The sequence below is a fragment of the Bhargavaea ullalensis genome (genome assembly GCF_042432615.1).
GTDB lineage: Bacteria > Bacillota > Bacilli > Bacillales_A > Planococcaceae > Bhargavaea > Bhargavaea ullalensis.
The window spans coordinates 1-17,418 of sequence record NZ_JBHLWY010000002.1 but is presented as its reverse complement, the minus strand read 5'-3'; the positions used below and the strand labels follow the sequence as shown (position 1 = coordinate 17,418).

Here is a 17,418-nt window from a genome sequence, read left to right as displayed (position 1 = left end):
GGACGCATCCGGGCTTGAGTCGGACAGGTTATTTGTTCCAGGGACGAGTCGGACGCATCAGGCGCTGAGCCGGACGGATCACCCCTTGAACCGGACGCATCCGGGCTTGAGTCGGACAGGTTATTTATTCCGGGGACGAGTGGGACACATCAGGCACTGAGCCGGACGGATCACTCCTTGAACCGGACGCATCCGGGCTTGAGTCGGACAGGTTATTTATTCCATCCCTCTATATCGTGCAGATGTACCGACCTCCTCATAAAAACAGACCGGGAAGAGCCCCGCGAGGCTTTTCCTGGTCTGTTTTCCAATAGCTTCATTCGATGCCGGGTTTGTAAAATTGGCGGTTGTCGAGCGGGAAGAGACGCTCGGTGAATTCGCCGGGTGCCGTTTTGGCGAGCGCCCGGTCGAGCATGTTCATTTTGGCGTCGATGTTGTCGATGTAGTGGAGAATCTCCGCTTCCTTCAACATCGGCTTTTTCGGGCTGCCCCACTCTTCCTTGCCGTGATGGGAAAGGACCATATGCTGCAAGAGCATGACTTCTTCCCCTTCGATGCCGAGTTCCGCGGCCGCCATGGCAATTTCGTTCACCATGATCGAAATATGGCCGAGGAGATTCCCCTGCACTGTGTAGACGGTGCCGACAGGGCCGGACAACTCGATGACTTTGCCGACATCATGCAGGATGATTCCGGCGTACAGCAAGTCTTTGTTCAGGCTCGGGTAAAGGGTGGCGATCGCCTTTCCGAGTTTCAGCATCGAGACGACATGGTCAATCAGTCCCGACACGTAGTCGTGGTGGTTTTTCGTTGCGGCCGGATAGACGAGGAACGACTCCCGGTGTTTCTTCAAAAGATGCCGGGTGATCCGCTGGATGTTCGGGTTCACAATTTCAAAGATGAACGGCGACAGTTCTTCATACAGCTCGTCCTTCGTCTTTTTTGCACTCGGCACCAGGTCGGAAATCTGGACGGCTTCTTCCGCTTTCGCCGGCCGGATGCTTTTGATGCGGAGCTGGGTCCGTCCGCGGTAGTCTTGCACTTCCCCGCCGACGCGCACAATGGAGGCCGGCTGGTAAATCTGCTCATGTTCATCTTTTGCATCCCACAGTTTGGCTTCGATATCCCCGGTCTTATCTTGGAGAATCAGTGTCATGAAGGGGCTTCCCTGATTCGTCGTCCCCTTCGTCGCCTGCTTGATGAGCAGGAATGTTTCCACCCGGTCGCCCGGCTTGCAAGTGCCGATCCCTTTCATCTTGTCAACACATCCTTCCCGCTCCCCGCGCCTGCGACATCGATGATCGACGCATCCGTAAACGCTGTGCACATGTCATCGTGGCAAGTAAAATAGAGGAACTGATGATCTTTCTTCCATTCTTCCATTAATTCTATCATATGGCCAAGCCGTTCCCGGTCAAAATGGACGAAGGGATCGTCCATGATGATCGGGAACGGTGCCTTTGCCTTGAGCGATTCAGCGAGTGCAAGGCGGAGCGCGATATAAGCCTGTTCTTTCGTGGCCTGGCTCAGCTCATGAATGCCGAAACGGACGCCGTTCCGGCTTTCCGCCTCAAACCGGCCGTCCAGATTCAAATGGAGGCCCGCCTGCGCCCCGCCGGTAAGCCGGTTGAACAGCCGGCTTGCCTGGTTGATCGCATCCGGCAGCTTTTCTTCCTTCATCCTGCCGACTGTCCGGGCGATGGCATTGCCTGCTGCTTTGCGGGCGGCCCATTCGCGGGCAAGCCGGCGGAATTCGGCCTTCTTCATCTCAAACAGCTGCAACTGTTCATCATATGCCCGGTCCGTGAGGAGATGCGCCATTTGTGCTTCAATGTCGGCCCGTTCCTCCATCAGGCGGTCGCGCTCTTCCGCAAGTGCCCGGAGCATTTTTTCCTGTTGCTCCAACCGGGCAAGGATCTCCGTCTCATCAGGCGTGCCGTCGAACGGTCCGCCGATCGATTCCAGCTGCCGTTCAACGGAGAGGAATTCCTTTTGTAATTCTGCTCTTCTCGCTGCCCGTTCGGCAGCTTCATAATAGGCCGACTCGTCTTCCACCCCGGCTTCCCCGAACAGCCGCCGGATCTCTTCAGTCAGGCTTTCGTGGAGAACCTCTTGTTCGTTCAGCTCTTCCTGCAGCCGGTCCTGCTCCTTATGAAGCCGGACACGCGCCGTACGGTTTGCCAAAAGCTCGTCCGACACGTCCCGGAGTCGGCTGAACAGCATCTCGTCGTTCACGCGAGACCCCAGAATCTGCTGGATGCGCCCGCGGATGTCCTCCATCCGGCCAGCGGCAACTTCAAGCCGGCGAGCCTCGGCTTCCTGCCGGCGGGCGGCCTCCTGTGCTTCCCGGATCAACCGGAACATCTCCGGCACGAGCGAAGGGGACGGCAAACCTTTCACGCCATAATGGGCGACAAACCCAATCAATTCCCGCTCCATTGCCGATCTGTCCCGTTCGGCCTGAGCCTGTTCTTTCTTGAGGGCCCCGACTTCCTGCCGCATCCGGTCCTCTTCTTCCGCCAGACGGTCGAGTTCGGCAAAATGGCGGCGCACCCTGTCGGCCAGCCGTTCCATCTCTTCTTCTCTGCCACCGAACCGGGCAAGAAGCTTCTCTTCCTCGGAGTTGAGCCCGCCCTCCCCGCTTCTCCCCCTCAAAAGATAGGCAACAGCAACAATGAGCAGCCCGGCAGGCAAGAGCAGCCACTGACGCGTGAAGACGGCGAGCAGAGAGAGAAGCGCACCGAGCCCAATGAGAAGGAAAACCGATGTTTTCCCGGTCTGTTCCGTTCCTTTCTTCGCCTCGGCCCGGGTCAGTTCCCTCCGGATTTCCGGCCATTTGGCGGCGAGATCCACTTCGCCGTCATCAGGCCCGCTTTGCGCAAGCTGTTCCGCCCTTTCCGCCAGCCTGTGTGCCTCGGCTTCTCGTCCGGCAACCCGGTCGTCCACGATCCGTTGTTTGTCCAAGGCTTGCTGATGGCGGCCGGTCAGCCTGTGAAGCTCTTCTTCCTTTTGGAGGGATGCGTCCGCGTCCGACAGGCGTGCGGCGGCGTCTTCACCGAGCCCGATCCTGCCGGCCAGGTTCCTCCGTTCTTCTTCAAGATCGTCGATCGCTTCTTTTGCCCGGCGGACCGTCGATCTTGCCTCATGCCAATCCGCTTCTTCCGCCAAGACCGAAGTCACACGGGTAAGTCGTTTTTCATCCAGCGCATCCGGCATGGCCGTCTGAATCTTGGTGATCCGTTCTTTTATGGTGGAAATGGCGGCTTTGGCCGCAAGCACCCTGTCTTTTGCCGCTTCATAGCGACGGATGCCGTCCTGCGGAAACGGGGCTTCCCCGATCTGCGCCAATTCTTCCCCAATCGAGCGCTTGGCGGATTGGAGCGGCAAAGCCTGTCTTAAAACCCCCAATGTTCGCCGGCGCTCTTCACGCTCCATCATTTCCCGGGAAATTTCGTCAAGCCGGCGCCTTGCTTCGGCAGATCTCTCCTTCATTGGGGCATAGCCGTCCGCTTTGTTCCTGTATTGTGCGAGTTCGTTTTCCATTTCCCGCAGTTCGGCCACGAGCACATTCATCTTCGGCACCCTGCCGGACCTCTTGAACAGACTTTCCGCCTCTTTTTGCATGCGGGTTTCCAGCGCAGCCAGATTATCTGCGCCGGTCGTGCCGGATGCAATGAGTGCACGCCCCAGCTCTTCTTCGTTCATCCGTCCGATTTCCTGCAACTGCAGCAGCGAGAAGGAGAAAATCGACTCGAATGATTGCCGGTCGTGTCCTCTCAGCAGGATGGAGAGCGCCTCCTCGCCGCCGGTCCGGCCGTCCGAAAAGCGGACCGTCACTTCCCCCGCCGAGCGCCCGGCCACCCGCTCGATCACGCAAGGGCCGAATTCCGGATCTTCAATATGCAGCTGCCCGCCATAGGCGCCTCCGGCTTTCGGCTCATATCGGAGAAGGTCGGCATTGCGCTGCGGAAACCCGAACAGCGTATGAAGAATGAACTGCCGCATTGTCGTCTTTCCGGCTTCATTGCCGCCATAAAGGACGTTGATGCCTTCCGCCAGGCTGACGGTGACGTCCGAGTGCTTGCCGAAGCCGTAAATGACAAGTTTTATGATTTTCATCATTCCGGCGTCCCTCCTTTTCCGATTCCCGATGCGAGCAGCCGCTCCGCCTCCGCCTTCACTTCTTCAATAAAATCCGCGTCGGCCGGCTCCACGTATCTGTACGCCTGCCGATGGCCGTACAGGTCACTGAACAGCTCTTTCCATTCCGCCTCCTCCCAGCTCTCCAGTTCATGTGACACATCCCGGTAAAGTCCGACCGGCATATCAACAGCAGGTTCTTTCCTGAACGATAGGCGGTGGACCCCGATGCCGGGCAGCCGGTCCGCCGCGGCTTCCCTCAGGAATGCCACCCACTCATCCCCGGGCGCACCGGAGAACAGTTCGTCGTCCGGAGCGATCCCGGTCAGGACCAGATCGGCGATGCCCGGTCCGTTTTTTGAATGAAACCGTTGGAGTGCATCCAGGCAGGCAGAAATCCATTCATCCGCATGCCGGATTCCCTCACAAGGCACTTCCACCCGGCCGAACACGAGCGCTGAGGAAGGAATGAACGTCAATGCCGGGCTGCCTTCGCCGATTGTGACTTCATAAAATCCTCTGACCCCGGTTTCATTGCGATGAAGCCCCTGGATATTGCCGGGATAGACGACCGGGGGCTCCTCGCTCAGCAGGCTGCGTTTATGGATATGGCCGAGCGCCCAGTAGTCATAGTTCTTGGAGAGCAGCTCGCCGATGCTGAACGGCGCATAGACGTCATGCACCTCGTCGCCCCGGATGCTTCCGTGGAGCATGCCGATATGGATCGTTCCATCGTTCGCGGTTGCCTCCGGATAATCGCCGATGACCGGCTCCGTCACATGCCTCTCCGGATAACTAAATCCATGGATCCGGACGGTTTTTCCCCTCGCCTCCAGCGAGAACGTGCCGACTTCCGGCCCGAACACCCGTACATTTTCTGGCAGGGAAAAACGGACCCATCGGCCGGCGAGGTGGTCGTGGTTGCCGTGAGACATGAACACGGGGATACCGGCGGATGCAAGTTCTTCCATCCCTTTTCTGAAGACCTCCTGTGCCTTCAGGCTCCGGTCCTCTCCGTCGTAGATATCTCCGGCAATGAGCATGAAATCGGGACGGGTCTCAACCGCATGGCGGATCAGCGTGCGGAACGCATTGAATGTACTTTCCCGGACAGCCTCGAGCAGTTCCGTTGACAGGCCGGTGAACCCCTTGAACGGACTCCCCAGATGCAGGTCGGCCGCATGGATAAAACGGATGGACATCGGGACACCTCCAATAAGCGAATGTTTGTTCTTATTCTATCATATTTGGCGGGAGAGTGGGAGAGTTGGCTTGAAAGGCGGTCCTGTTGGCGGGAAGTTGCAGGATCGGGGAGTTCGCATATAGAGCGGGGGGCGCACTTAGAGGAGCGAGTTCGCACTTAGAGCAGCGGATTGACACTTAGAGCGACCCGTTCGCACTTAGAAAGGAGAATTCGCACTTACAGCAACCTGTTCGCACTTAGAAAGGAGATTTCGCACTTACAGCGAACTGTTCGCACTTAGAAAGGAGAGTTCGCACTTACAGCGAACCGTTCACACTTAGAAAGGAGAATTCGCACTTACAGCGACAAGTTCGCACTTAGAGAAGAGAATTCGCACTTACACGCACCCGTTCGCACTCAGAGAAGAGAATTCGCACTTAGAGCGACCCGTTCGCACTTAGAAAGGAGATTTCGCACTTACAGCAACAAGTTCGCACTTAGAAAGGAGAATTCGCACTTACAGCAACCCGTTCTCACTTAGAAACCAGTTCGCACGTGGACAGGTCCATTGGTACAAACGAGAAAAACCCGCACAGGCCAGTGGAGGCGTCGCCTGTGCGGATTCGTTGGTTTCCGTTTTATTCCTTCCCGAGCTGGAGGGCTTTTTTCAGGTCCTTCAGTGAGCGGGACGGGCCGTACATGAGGACGCCGCCCTTGTAGACGCGGGCGCCGAACCAGCCGAGAACAGCGATGGTGAGCACCATGATCGCAATAGACAGGAGCGGTTCCCACAGAGGCAGGTCGAGCATGCCGACGCGCAGGAACATGACGAGCGGTGCGAAGAACGGGAAGTAGGACGTCCACTTCACGTAAGCCGCATCCGGCGTGCTGAGCCCGGTCACTGCAATGATGAAGGCGATCACGATGAGCATCGTCATCGGCATGATGAGCGACTGGACGTCTTCCGTCCGGCTGACAAGCGATCCAAGCAGTGCGGCGAGCACGGCATAGAGGAAATAGCCGAGCAGGAAGAAGATGACCGCGTAGACGATCGTCATGGCATTGATGTCGGAAAATCCGAAGAACTCAAATGCCCCTTCGGACAAGTCCGACATCGCCGAAGACGTCTTCAGCGAAATATAGCCGAATACGCCGAACAGCGCCATTTGGAGCAGGCCGAGCGAACCGATGCCAAGCACTTTGGCGAACATGTGCTTCACCGGGGAAACGCTGGAAATGAGGATTTCCATCACACGGGATGATTTCTCCGTCGCCACTTCTGTCGCAATCATGCTGGAATACATGATGACGGCGAAGTAAATGAGGAACATGAGCACGTAGACGAGTCCGCGCGCCTGGTTCAACTCTTCCTCGGTCTTTCCGGAATCGGACAGGGTTGTCTGTTGGAAGGCGACCGGCTCGAACAGGGCGCCCGCTTCCGCAGGAGACAGATTGAGCTGTTCCGCACGGAGTTCCGTCTGGATCGACTGGAGCGCTTCCTGCAGCATCATCGGGAATCCGAATTCCATCGAGTCTTCAGACACATATTCCGCATTGAGCGTGCCGCCGCCCGCGGCAAGGATCAGATAAGCGTCGATGTCCCCTTCCTTCACCTGGTCGTCAAGAACGTTCCGGGACTCAACCGACACTTCCGGGATCGTCTCCTCGCCCATTGCCTTCAGCTGATCGCCGAGCCGCTGCACGATCGCGCCGTCTTCCGTGATAACCGGCAGCGTGTCGCCCGCTTCGTCGCCGCCGCCGAACTTGTCGATGATCGTCGTGATGTTCGACAACAGGAAAATGCCGGCGATGACGATGGCAGTCGTGATGATGAATGATTTCGTGCGCGCCTTCGTGACAAATGCCTGTTTGAAAATGATCCAGAAATCACGCATGCTCCGCACCCACTTTCGCAATGAAGATATCCTGAAGCGACGGCTCTTCGATGCTGAAATGGCGCACCGGACCGGACTTCAGCGCTTCCTCCAGCAGGCGGCCGGCCGTCTCGTCGTCCGCCACCTGGAACACCGCCCCGTCCAGCGCATAGGACGAGTTCTGCACCCCGGTGACCGACTGCAGGCCCGTAATATCGTAATCTGAGCGGATGCGCACGTTCTGCCTGCCGAACGACCGCTTCACTTCACGGAGCGATCCTTTCACGACCTGCTTTCCGTGATCAATGATGCTGAGTTGCTCGCACAGTTCTTCGACGTGGTCCATCCGGTGGCTCGAGAACACGATCGTCGCGCCGGCGTCCCGAAATTCCTTGACCGCGCCTTTGAGCATTTCCACATTCACCGGATCGAGTCCTGAAAACGGCTCATCCAGAATCAGCAGCTCGGGATTGTGCATGAGCGAGGCGATCACCTGGATTTTCTGCTGGTTCCCTTTTGACAGTTCCTCGACTTTTTTGCTTTGGTACTGCGGCACTTCAAAGCGCTCGAGCCATTTTTTCAGCGCCGCCTTTGCATCGCTTTTCTTCATCCCGCGGAGTTCCCCGAGAAAGACGAGCTGATCCTCGACTTTCATCTTCGGATAAAGTCCCCGTTCCTCCGGCAAATACCCGATCTCATGGCTTGTGCCGTACGTGATCGGCTTCCCTTTCCATCTCACCGTTCCGCCGGTCGGCGTGAGCAGCCCGAGGATCATCCGGAATGTCGTCGTCTTCCCCGCACCGTTCGCCCCGAGGAATCCGTACATCGTCCCTTCCCCGACGGTGAGCGTCAAATCATCCACCGCCGTGAAGTCCCCGAATTTCTTAGTGACCTGTTCCAGTTGCAGCGTCATCGTCTCGCCCCTTTCCATAATCCTTGTACGCATACAGAAGGTTAAAAGTTTCGCTTCAATTTCTCCTGGCTGCAATGCCGGCTCCGACACCGTAAGAAATCATATGCAGCATGTACACCGCCATGAGGACGAAAAACGCGGTGCCCGGCGGTTCCATGAATAGAACGAGCGCCCAGGCGATCAAGAGGACAAATGTCGTCACGGCCCACGAGAACGACCGCGCCGACTCGTGGATTTTCTTGTACCGTTCATCGAACCTGCGCTCTTTTTTCCCTTTGCGCCAGCTGAAATAAAACACGATCAGCGTGATGACGATACCGAGCGGAAGCCCGGCCAGGAACGAACTCATTTCAAAGCCTTCGTACATAATCAATCCTCCTCCGGATCAAATAAATCTTCAATGCGGCACCCGAACACCGCACCCAGCTTGAAGGCAAGCTCCAGCGACGGATTATACCGCCCCTTCTCAAGCGAAATGACCGTCTGGCGCGAAACCCCGAGCGTCTCCGCGAGTGCATCCTGAGTCATCCCGTGCTCGGCCCGGTTTTCCTTGATGTTGTTTTTCATGGGCGCCTCCTACATCCTTTTTGTCAGCACAATCATCGTAACTAAATTGGTGATCCCGAGGACGAAAAGGGCAATCAAGGCCGTTTCTATCCCGTCCGGATGAATGATCCCGCCCAGTTGAACAACAATCATCAGCAGGAGAAAGCCCATCAGGATCATGGCGCTGAGTGACAGCGAACTCTCCCTGATCCTCCTCCACCGCTCATCCTCTCCCTCACTGTGGAGAAGAAAATAGCGGTTGGATAAAAAGGCCACTCCGATTAAAAATGGAGGCAATCCGTTTGTCCAGGAAACGTCGCCTGACCGGATGCCCGGAATCAATCTCAGAACTCCCCATAAGAATACGAGGCCGGCCAAAATACCGAGCAAATTTCTCTGGAATGCTGTGCTTCTTTTCATCTTTTCTTCCGACCTCCCGTTGAGTAAAGCTCCCTTTACGTAAAGGATACTTTACCTAAACGTCCGGTGTCAAGCCTCCTTTACATCTCTTTTATATTATTTTTCCGAAATATCTTTTATAATGAGAGAAAGGAAAGGGGGCGATGGGGAGATGAAGACATACAAGCTGACCGCCTACAAGCCGGACGGGGAACTGATCACCGAGGAGACATTCGAAGCGGAAAACGATGACGCCGCGAAAGAAAAAGGACGTGCGCTTCTCGACGAGAAGGGGCTCGCCGACCAAACACACCGGCTCGCGTCTCCGATGGGCAAGCTGCTTTTGTTCCATTCCTGAGGACCACACAAAAACCCGCCAGACCGGTTCATCCGGCCTGGCGGGTTTCTTCGTTTATTCGCCTTTGAAAATGGGTTTGCGTTTTTCAACGAAGGCGGAGATTCCTTCACGGTGGTCGGCGGTCTGGCGCATCGCCTGCTGGGCGTCACTTTCGAGCTGAAGAACGCTGCGGAGTTCTTCGAGTTTCGGCGTGTGGAGGATTCCTTTTGAAGCGATCATCGCGCTGATCGGCGTCTTCAAAAGCTGCCCGGCCATCGATTTTGCATGGTTGGCGGCCGCTCCATCCGGAACCACTTCGTCGATGAGGCCGAGCGACTTCGCTTTTTCGGCCGTCATCACTTCTCCCGTCCAGATGAGCTGCTTCGCTTTCGGCACCCCGATCCGCTCCTTCAGGAAGAAGTGGCCGGCACCGTCCGGAACGAGCCCGATGCCGATGAAGTTCATCGCAAGCTTGGAAGATTCCTCGGCGATGACAACATCACAGCCGAGCGCCATGCTGAAGCCGAGCCCGGCCGACGCCCCGCTAATTGCGGCGATCGTCACTTGCGGCAGCGTGTAGAGGGCTTCCGCGAGACGCGACACGTCAACCATCACTTTCCCGATGTCCATCGGGCTTTCCGGATCGGTCATTTGCTTGATGTCACCGCCGGCCGAAAACGCCCGGCCCTCGCCCCGGATGATGACGAGCTGGACTTTCCGGTCTTCCTTCAATTCCTCGAACGCATCCGCCAGTTCCCTCATCATCGTGTCGTTCATCGCGTTCATCGCATTTGGCCGGTTCAGCACAACTTGCGCCAAGCGCCCTTCTCGTTCCAGCCTGATCGTTTCATATGCCATCTATTCCAACACCCCTTCTTTAAATGAACACCCATTCATCTTCAGTAAAGGTTTCGCTGCCGGGCGCATAATTCCCTTTATTTCATCGCTATTTTCTCAAAGTTCGACAATCTGCGCTCTCACTTGCACACCGCTGCCATGATATACTCGTCACGTATGACGACAATGTAGGAGGAATTGAATGGGACCCTTTTCGCTGGTTCTGATCGTGCTATTGGCGGCTGTTCTGATCTACCTGGCCATACGCTTCCTGGTCGGTGTTTATCAAGGCTATAACAGAAAATAATAGCAGGTTCGTTATGGAAAGCACCTTTTCGGGTGCTTTTTGAGTTGCGGGCAATTGAGGATGACTATGCGAACAAGTCTGAATTTACTATACTATTTATTGACTTATCATAAAAAAGAAATCAAGGAGGGGGACCTGGGGCATGTACGAGAAAATCTTTAAAGAAATCGTCAGCATGATGCACCACGACTATGCGGGCTATACAGATAAAAAAGGCTGGGACAATCCCGAGTTTTACGAAAAAGAAATACAGGTTTTGGAAAATCGAAATGAATTAACACCCCTTAAATTCGTTGATCTCGTTCAGGATTACTTACTGGATTTTAAAGATCCCCATCTATTTTTCAACCTGACGGAGCCTGAACAAGAAGTTGATCACGGGTTTCGTGCAAGACGGTATCAGGACAAATTATTTGTGACCTCCCTTTCCGGCGAGACTCGTTTGACGCCGGGGGACGCCATCTTGTCATTGGACCATATCCCGGTACAGGAATTAGCGGAAACCCATCGCCGCGAATTAATGGAGAACAAGGCCGAGCGTGAAGACTGGAGACAAGTGATCCCCAAATACCTCACAGCCCAGATTGAGGAGATGAGCGGAAATACCCGGACACTTGATTTGAGGAAGTATAGAAAATCAGAGTACGTGCCACAGCATACGGTCCAACAGGTTGATGATCATACTTTGCTGATGACCTTAACTGACTTTTTCGATCCGACTCCGATCAACGGTTTATTGGAAACCTATCAAGAAGAGCTGGAGAACAGCCGGAATCTCATTATCGATGTCCGCCGAAATCTGGGCGGAAGCACCCTTTCCTATAAACAGTTGGAGAAGTATCTGTTCCCAGAAGGCAGCAATCAGGTCGATTTCAGCTTCTACCATATGAAGGTCAACTGCACAGAGAGAAATGCAGATCTGATCATTAAATCCATTGAGGATGAATTGGATCATGTAGATGATGAAAGCTATCGGAACGCACTCATGGAGTGGAAAGAACAAACTTGGGAAAAGCACAGGGGAAAAGGGTTTGTAAGCTTTGAGGAAGACAGCAGTGACAGTGATTACATGGTCACCGGACAGCCCTTCCCGGAAAACATCATCGTTTTGATTGACAATTACTGTGGCAGTGCCGGCGATATATTCGCTTATTTGTGCAAGCAATCCCCGAAAGTCACGATGATCGGCCGTCCGACAATGGGTGTAAACGATTATTCCAACCTGTCTGAAATGGTGTGGGATCATCAATTTAAACTCATGTATGCCACATCCAGATTGACCCAGCTCGACAGCCGTGAACAAAATGCGGAACAAGGGATCCGACCGGATGTGTACATCCCTTGGACGCCTGAACATATTCATCAAGATCAAGATATGGAAAAAGCCCTGGCCATGCTTGTTACTGACGCGCTCTAAAGTCCCGCAATTGACGGTGTCTGTTGTCCAACTTTTGACGAAGACCTTGTCCAGAAAGATCGCCAAAACCCTTTCTGAAAATCAAAATACTTTGAAGGGGCCAGGGGGAAAACGGAACGTTTTCCCCCTGGCCCCTTCACGTTCAATTCAGCTCACCCTCGATCACCTGACGGACCATATGGTCGTCAATCACCCGGTGTCCGTGGCCCGATCCAAAGATCAGGCAATGGGTGGCCGCCTTATTGATGAGCCTGGCGGCTCCACCCGACCAGCCATGGATCTCATCAATTGCGGCTGTGGTAAACAGATCTCGGCAGGCCCCCGAGTATTCGATCTGGCGATCGATGTATTGCCCGGTCTCCGACCGGTCAAAATGGGGCATCCGGCACTGAAGGTCGATCCGCTGCCGGATGGCGGCGAAGGACTGAAGTCGGAGCCGGTCCCTCAGTTCGCTCTGTCCGATCAGGATAAGCGCCATCGGACTCTGGGCGTCCATCCTGAAGTTCAGGAGAAATCGCACCTCCTCCAACATTTCCCGGTCGAGAAGGTGAGCCTCGTCCACGATCACCACCGGAGCCAGCTGATGGATGCCCCGCATCAGCTCGATCTCCCGGTGGAGCTGGCGCTTGGCGTCGCCCCGGTAAAATTTGGACTCATGGCCCAGCTGCTCGAGAAGCCCTTTGTAGAAGTGACGAGGGGTGAGCTTGGAATCCGCCAGATACAGCGACTTAAATCGGGAGGTGTCGAGGCTCTCTATGAATTTCCGCACCAGAGTCGTCTTCCCTGTCCCGCAGTCTCCGGTCACCACTGCGAAGAGCTGCCGTTCGGCCGCATAATGAAGCCGGCTCTCGATTTCTTCAAGCGCATGGGTTCCAAGCAGCTCCCCGACAGGGGTATCACGGACGAAGGGAGTGGCCGTCATGCCGTAGAACGATTCATACACGGTCCGGCACCTCCTTCATCCGCTTGAATGAAATGGCGGGCGGCCGGTAGGTCTCCCGTTCTTCGTTCCGCTTTTTCGCTGCGCGGAGGACCCGGGACTCTTCTGCCGGCGCCTGCTGGAGGGTCTCCGGCAGGGCGGGCCGTCTGCCCGCAAACTCCCCGATTTCCAGCTTCTTCGCCGTCCAGGGTTCGTGCCCCTCATGTTCAATCCGGATTTCCTCCGTACTCTCCGGATCATAGATCACATCCACTGTCTGGCCGATAAAGGCGAGTCCAACTTCATATTTTTTGCCATGGAAGCTGATGCAGCCCGACTTGTCGACTTTCCGGGCCTCCGCATGAAGGAAGGCCTCCGTAATCGCCTGTTCCGCGGCGAAGGAGAGTGCCCGGCGGTCCCGCTGGTACGCTTCGAACGGGCTCCGGTTCTCCGGAAGTCCCGAATGGCCCTTCTTCTGATAACACTCTTCCAGCCAGACCGCAAACAGCCGGTTCAGCTCTTCCAGGCTCTTTGGCTTCTCTAGCGCCGCTTCCGCAAGGAAGCCGTCCACTGTGCGGTTGAATCGCTCCACTTTCCCTTTCGATTCAGGGGAATAGGGCCTGGCAAAAAGCAGGCGGATGCCGAGCTTCGAGCACATCCGGCTCATCCACTTCGTCCGATATTGCTTGCCGTTGTCGAAGTAGAAGGCATCGGGCACCCCGTATTCCTGGATGGCCTGACGCAGTGACTTCTCAACGGAGCCGGCTTCAAGCGTCGGATAGAAGGCCGCATGGACAATAAACCGGGTCGCGTCATCGATGATGGCGACCAGGTAAACCTGCTTTTTCTTGCCGTCCGGCCCGATGGGCAGATAGGGGCCATACTTGATGTCGGAATGCCAAAGCTCGTTCCGGCTGCGTTTCTGGAACCTGCGGGCTGCCCCGGGTGTCTGCTGGTAGAGTCGCATCTGACGTGCGCTGTACCCCCGTTCGGCGAGCTTCTCCTGAAGAGTGGAGCGCTTCAGGGATCCGGGTTTCACGATCCCTTCCCACTCGAGTGTCTGGATGATCTGCGCAATGCTCCTCGAAGGAACTTCCCGCCGGAGGAGGACCGCATGGTCCACCGCTTTTTCCATCCAATCCTGCTGTTGGACGGGATGGTTCCGGGCTGCCGGCTTCAGTCCGGCGAATCCCTCTTTCCGGTAAGCCGATATGTATCTTCTCAGTGTCCGTTCCGACAGGCCGTTCTCCGCGGCGATCCGCCGCCTCCTGTCCGCTGCCTCTGCCAATCCCATGCCTGGCTCAAGCAGGGGAGCGATGAGCTGGTAGCGGTTGGCCGCAATCTCTTCCGCCTTTCTATGATCCTTCAAAGAGAATCCCTCCTAACCTGGTTCCCTTTGAGTGTAGATCAGCCCCTGCCGGACAGACAGGCAGAACGGGTATGCAGCCAATAATGATGGTTGGCAAGCGGCCGGACAAGCCGTGCTAGCCATCCGCCTGCGTCGCCAACCAGTTGTCCAATTCGTTGCCGGACGGGCTGCGAACGGTCGGACAGGCCGTTCACAGACAGGTTTATCCTTCCTCGCCGGGACAGCGAAAGCAGGAAGGAAAGCCAGTGCTCCACCAGCGCGATAAACCAGTCTCTCCAACGGAGAAGGGTGGACTGCTCCGCCGGAAGATCGGATAGGTCTGCGGGATCTACGGGCTCTTCAATCGCCGCTTCAATCACCTTCGCCTCGTACCGCTTATAGGGCACCAGGCAATCGGGCAATTCATGATGGATCACTTTGCACTTCCTGCACCGTAGACGCCGGATGGAATAGATCCTTTCTCCGCCGTCCCCGGTCTTTCCTTTCCTCCTCCTGCTTCCGATAACCTGGTAGGCAACAACGTCACAGGCAGGGCAAGGGATGATTTCTCCCGTCGGCTTAACCGAAAACCCCGCTTTCGGGGTTTAAAACCAATGTGTAATCTGATATGATAATCATATACTTTTTGGTGGGGACGCTTCCCGCATGGTCCGGCAAGACCATGCGCTCAGGGGAGGCGTCCTTTTCCTTTCTATAGATTCTTATGGACAGTATATCCGTCAATCTCCGGACAGGCAACGGCATCAACATTTGGTCAGTGGAGACTAGCAATAACACATGCTGAAAGAGGACAAAGTTCTGAGTGACAGGGAGGATAATTAGGAGATAAAGGTATCAAAAAAGCACCCGCCTGGATGCTTCATACTGCAGCCAAAGTGAGCTTCATGAAGTAACACCCATTCAAAAAATGACCACAGCCCTTTTCGGCAATGGTCATTTTTTATTTCTGTTCTTCATGTATCTCATCAATAGAGTCGTCACAGTCACACTTATTTCAACAGTCTCGCCTGATTGCGGGATTTATTTGTATACCTCATTCTCAAGCATTTCAATTCTTTCCCTTAGCTTTCTGTTCTCTTTTTTCACTTGTGAGGATTCATAAAACGCTCCTGCAGCAACAGAAAAAGCAAGCCAAGCCCATAACCAATCCATTCCCGATCCCCTCTATTCCCAGAATTTTTTTGTTTGGGCATTGTCCTATGAAAGAAAATGACTCTGCTTGCCCGCTTTTCACATGGCCACGTTTATTTCGCCGGTACCGGCTCTCCGAACAGCTCGTCCAGTATTTCGATCTTCTTGTCGATCGATTCCGAGTAGCTGAGGATGTAGGCGGCAGGGTCTTTCGGGTTATGGAACTGGGTGATGCGGCCGGTCTGCGGATGGACGAACTTGCTCGAGGCGCCGCAGCCGAGGCCGATGATCGTCTGGACTTCTTCCATGATGACGATGTTATAGATGCTTTCTTCACCCGGCTTTGAGTAGCCGACGTTCTCGAGGTTGCCGAGGATATTTTTCTGCCGGTACAGATAATACGGCACGTAGCCGTTCTCTGCGGTCCAGTTCTCCGCCATGTTCATCATCTTCACGGCGGTTCCGCGGTCGGCGACTTTGTATTTCTTTTTGTTGCGGGTCATCTCGGACGCCCGCTTGAACGACAGCGTATGGACGGTGAGCGATTCCGGCTGGAGCTTTTCCGTCTCTGCGAGCGAATGGACGAATTCCTCGGTGCCTTCGTTCGGCAATCCGATGATGAGGTCCATGTTGATGTTGTTCATGCCCATGTCGCGCGAAAGGTGGAACTTGTCGATCGTCTCCTGCACGGTGTGGAAGCGGCCGATTGCCTTCAACGTTTCGTCGGTGTACGACTGCGGATTCACGCTGATCCGGTCAATATTCCATTTTTTCAGGACGTTGATCTTTTCCGGCGTGATCGTGTCAGGGCGGCCGGCTTCGACCGTGATTTCCCGGACTTCCCGGATATCCGGGAAGAAGGCGAACAGCTTTTCATACAGCGCGTCCATTTCATGCGCTTCGATCGAAGTCGGCGTGCCGCCGCCAAAATACACGCTCGTCACCTTGACGCCGCGCTCTTTCAGCCAGGCACCGATTTCCTCGATCTCGACATGGAGGCCGTCAAGGAACGACTGCACCCGGTTGCCCCGGCGCGGAATCGCATATGCCGGGAATGTGCAGTACGCACACTTCGTCGGGCAAAACGGAATGCCGATGTAGACGCTCACTTCTTCGCCGATCCGGTCGAGATCCGGAATCATCTTCAGCTGCCGCTCGACGATCCGCTTCATGAGCTCGATCTTCTCCGGTGCGATCCGGTACTCGGTCACAAGCCGCTCCGAAATCTCTTCGTGCGTAAGCCCTTCCCTGCGCATCTTGTGGTACAGCTTCGTCGGCCGCATGCCGGTGAGGATGCCCCACGGCTGGACGATGCCCGTCGACTGTTCGAGCACATCGAGGAACACATGCGACAGCACCCGCTTCAGCTGGCGCTTCTCCGCTTTCGGATCCCCATTGTGGGCGGCTTCTTCACTATATTCGGCGCTGAACGAGCCGTGCTCATCCCGAAGATCCGCCTGGCCATGCAGGTTCCCGGCTTCCTCTCTCCAGCTGAATGAAACACGGATCGCCTCCCCGGCGGGCCCGGCTTCCCCGCGGATCATTTCCGTCTCTTCAAAAAACAGATTGGCGATGTTCTGGAACATCCGCACCCAGTCCTGTTCGAACGACTGCTCTATATAAATCGGTTTCATGGCGGTCTCCTTGCTTTTGGTGGAATAAAAATTCTCCAATCATTATAGCATGCGGGGTCCTCTTTCCGTCAGCCAAGAATGACGACCGTCCCCACGCCATATTCAAGACGGTGCCCAAAATTTAGCACGCCAAGCCAAACGACAAGCCTCTCCCGACCAATCTAAACCTCTCTCCAAATCGATATTGGCCCTCCAATCAGCCACGAATCCACTCGCGGGCTGTACGCGCTCACTCGTGCCCTGTACGATGCCACTCACGCACCGTATGCGCTCACTCGCGCTTCCAACGATGCCACTCAGCCCAAACAAATCGAGTAGGAGGGGGTGACTAACCCCCGACCTCTCACACCACCGTACGTACCGTTCGGTATACGGCGGTTCAATCAAGATGAATAACGCAAAGTTTCGTAAC

At 55.4% G+C, this 17,418-nt stretch carries 16 protein-coding genes; 2 read left to right on the top strand and 14 right to left on the bottom strand.

Annotated features, from left to right (window positions below):
• Positions 1–316: 316 nt before the first annotated feature.
• The 8 genes from yhaM to ACFFIY_RS00440 all read right to left on the bottom strand — a co-directional run bounded on the left by yhaM (position 317) and on the right by ACFFIY_RS00440 (position 9,046).
• Positions 317–1,255, bottom strand: a complete 939-nt coding sequence (yhaM, locus tag ACFFIY_RS00475; protein WP_354198719.1) for a 3'-5' exoribonuclease YhaM — start codon at positions 1,253–1,255, stop codon at positions 317–319.
• Positions 1,252–4,122, bottom strand: coding sequence for an ATP-binding protein (locus tag ACFFIY_RS00470; RefSeq protein WP_354198721.1), 2,871 nt, complete (start codon positions 4,120–4,122; stop codon positions 1,252–1,254). Before ACFFIY_RS00470 ends, yhaM begins: the two co-directional genes overlap by 4 nt.
• Positions 4,119–5,342 carry a metallophosphoesterase family protein gene (locus ACFFIY_RS00465; protein ID WP_354198723.1) on the bottom strand — a complete coding sequence of 408 codons (1,224 nt, stop codon included), beginning with the start codon at positions 5,340–5,342 and terminating at the stop codon, positions 4,119–4,121. The genes ACFFIY_RS00470 and ACFFIY_RS00465 overlap by 4 nt, the downstream gene beginning before the upstream one ends.
• A gap of 619 nt (positions 5,343–5,961) precedes the next feature.
• Positions 5,962–7,218 (bottom strand): ABC transporter permease, encoded by a 1,257-nt coding sequence (locus tag ACFFIY_RS00460; RefSeq protein ID WP_354198725.1) that lies wholly within the window; start codon positions 7,216–7,218, stop codon positions 5,962–5,964.
• On the bottom strand, positions 7,211–8,110 hold the full coding sequence (locus tag ACFFIY_RS00455; RefSeq protein ID WP_354198727.1) for an ABC transporter ATP-binding protein: 900 nt from the start codon (positions 8,108–8,110) through the stop codon (positions 7,211–7,213). The genes ACFFIY_RS00460 and ACFFIY_RS00455 overlap by 8 nt, the downstream gene beginning before the upstream one ends.
• A 55-nt stretch (positions 8,111–8,165) precedes the next feature.
• On the bottom strand, positions 8,166–8,477 hold the full coding sequence (locus ACFFIY_RS00450) for a DUF2178 domain-containing protein (protein WP_354198729.1): 312 nt from the start codon (positions 8,475–8,477) through the stop codon (positions 8,166–8,168).
• A gap of 2 nt (positions 8,478–8,479) precedes the next feature.
• The gene (locus ACFFIY_RS00445; protein ID WP_354198731.1) at positions 8,480–8,677 is read right to left on the bottom strand and encodes a helix-turn-helix transcriptional regulator; all 198 of its coding nucleotides are present in this window, start codon (positions 8,675–8,677) and stop codon (positions 8,480–8,482) included.
• A gap of 9 nt (positions 8,678–8,686) precedes the next feature.
• Positions 8,687–9,046, bottom strand: a complete 360-nt coding sequence (locus ACFFIY_RS00440) for a hypothetical protein (protein WP_354198733.1) — start codon at positions 9,044–9,046, stop codon at positions 8,687–8,689.
• A gap of 181 nt (positions 9,047–9,227) precedes the next feature.
• Between ACFFIY_RS00440 and ACFFIY_RS00435 the strand changes: the two genes are divergently transcribed.
• Positions 9,228–9,413, top strand: a complete 186-nt coding sequence (locus tag ACFFIY_RS00435) for a YhzD family protein (RefSeq protein WP_354198735.1) — start codon at positions 9,228–9,230, stop codon at positions 9,411–9,413.
• A gap of 54 nt (positions 9,414–9,467) precedes the next feature.
• Here ACFFIY_RS00435 and ACFFIY_RS00430 read toward each other — a convergent pair whose 3' ends face one another.
• On the bottom strand, positions 9,468–10,250 hold the full coding sequence (locus ACFFIY_RS00430) for an enoyl-CoA hydratase (RefSeq protein WP_354198737.1): 783 nt from the start codon (positions 10,248–10,250) through the stop codon (positions 9,468–9,470).
• Between the two features lie 428 nt (positions 10,251–10,678).
• On the opposite strand from ACFFIY_RS00430, the gene ACFFIY_RS00425 reads away from it, so the two are divergent.
• Positions 10,679–11,953 carry a S41 family peptidase gene (locus ACFFIY_RS00425; RefSeq protein WP_354198739.1) on the top strand — a complete coding sequence of 425 codons (1,275 nt, stop codon included), beginning with the start codon at positions 10,679–10,681 and terminating at the stop codon, positions 11,951–11,953.
• Between the two features lie 142 nt (positions 11,954–12,095).
• On the opposite strand, the gene ACFFIY_RS00420 is transcribed toward ACFFIY_RS00425, so the two are convergent.
• The 5 genes from ACFFIY_RS00420 to ACFFIY_RS00400 form a co-directional block, all read right to left on the bottom strand.
• On the bottom strand, positions 12,096–12,896 hold the full coding sequence (locus tag ACFFIY_RS00420; protein WP_354199527.1) for an ExeA family protein: 801 nt from the start codon (positions 12,894–12,896) through the stop codon (positions 12,096–12,098).
• Positions 12,889–14,241: a DDE-type integrase/transposase/recombinase gene (locus ACFFIY_RS00415; protein WP_376837129.1), complete on the bottom strand. Its 1,353-nt coding sequence runs from the start codon at positions 14,239–14,241 to the stop codon at positions 12,889–12,891. Before ACFFIY_RS00415 ends, ACFFIY_RS00420 begins: the two co-directional genes overlap by 8 nt.
• A gap of 38 nt (positions 14,242–14,279) precedes the next feature.
• Positions 14,280–14,783 (bottom strand): DUF6431 domain-containing protein, encoded by a 504-nt coding sequence (locus tag ACFFIY_RS00410; RefSeq protein ID WP_354199518.1) that lies wholly within the window; start codon positions 14,781–14,783, stop codon positions 14,280–14,282.
• A gap of 478 nt (positions 14,784–15,261) precedes the next feature.
• On the bottom strand, positions 15,262–15,393 hold the full coding sequence (locus ACFFIY_RS00405) for a hypothetical protein (protein ID WP_354199516.1): 132 nt from the start codon (positions 15,391–15,393) through the stop codon (positions 15,262–15,264).
• A gap of 92 nt (positions 15,394–15,485) precedes the next feature.
• Entirely contained in the window at positions 15,486–17,006 is a 1,521-nt protein-coding gene (locus ACFFIY_RS00400; RefSeq protein ID WP_354199514.1) for a coproporphyrinogen III oxidase, read from the bottom strand.
• Between the last annotated feature and the right edge of the window lie 412 nt (positions 17,007–17,418).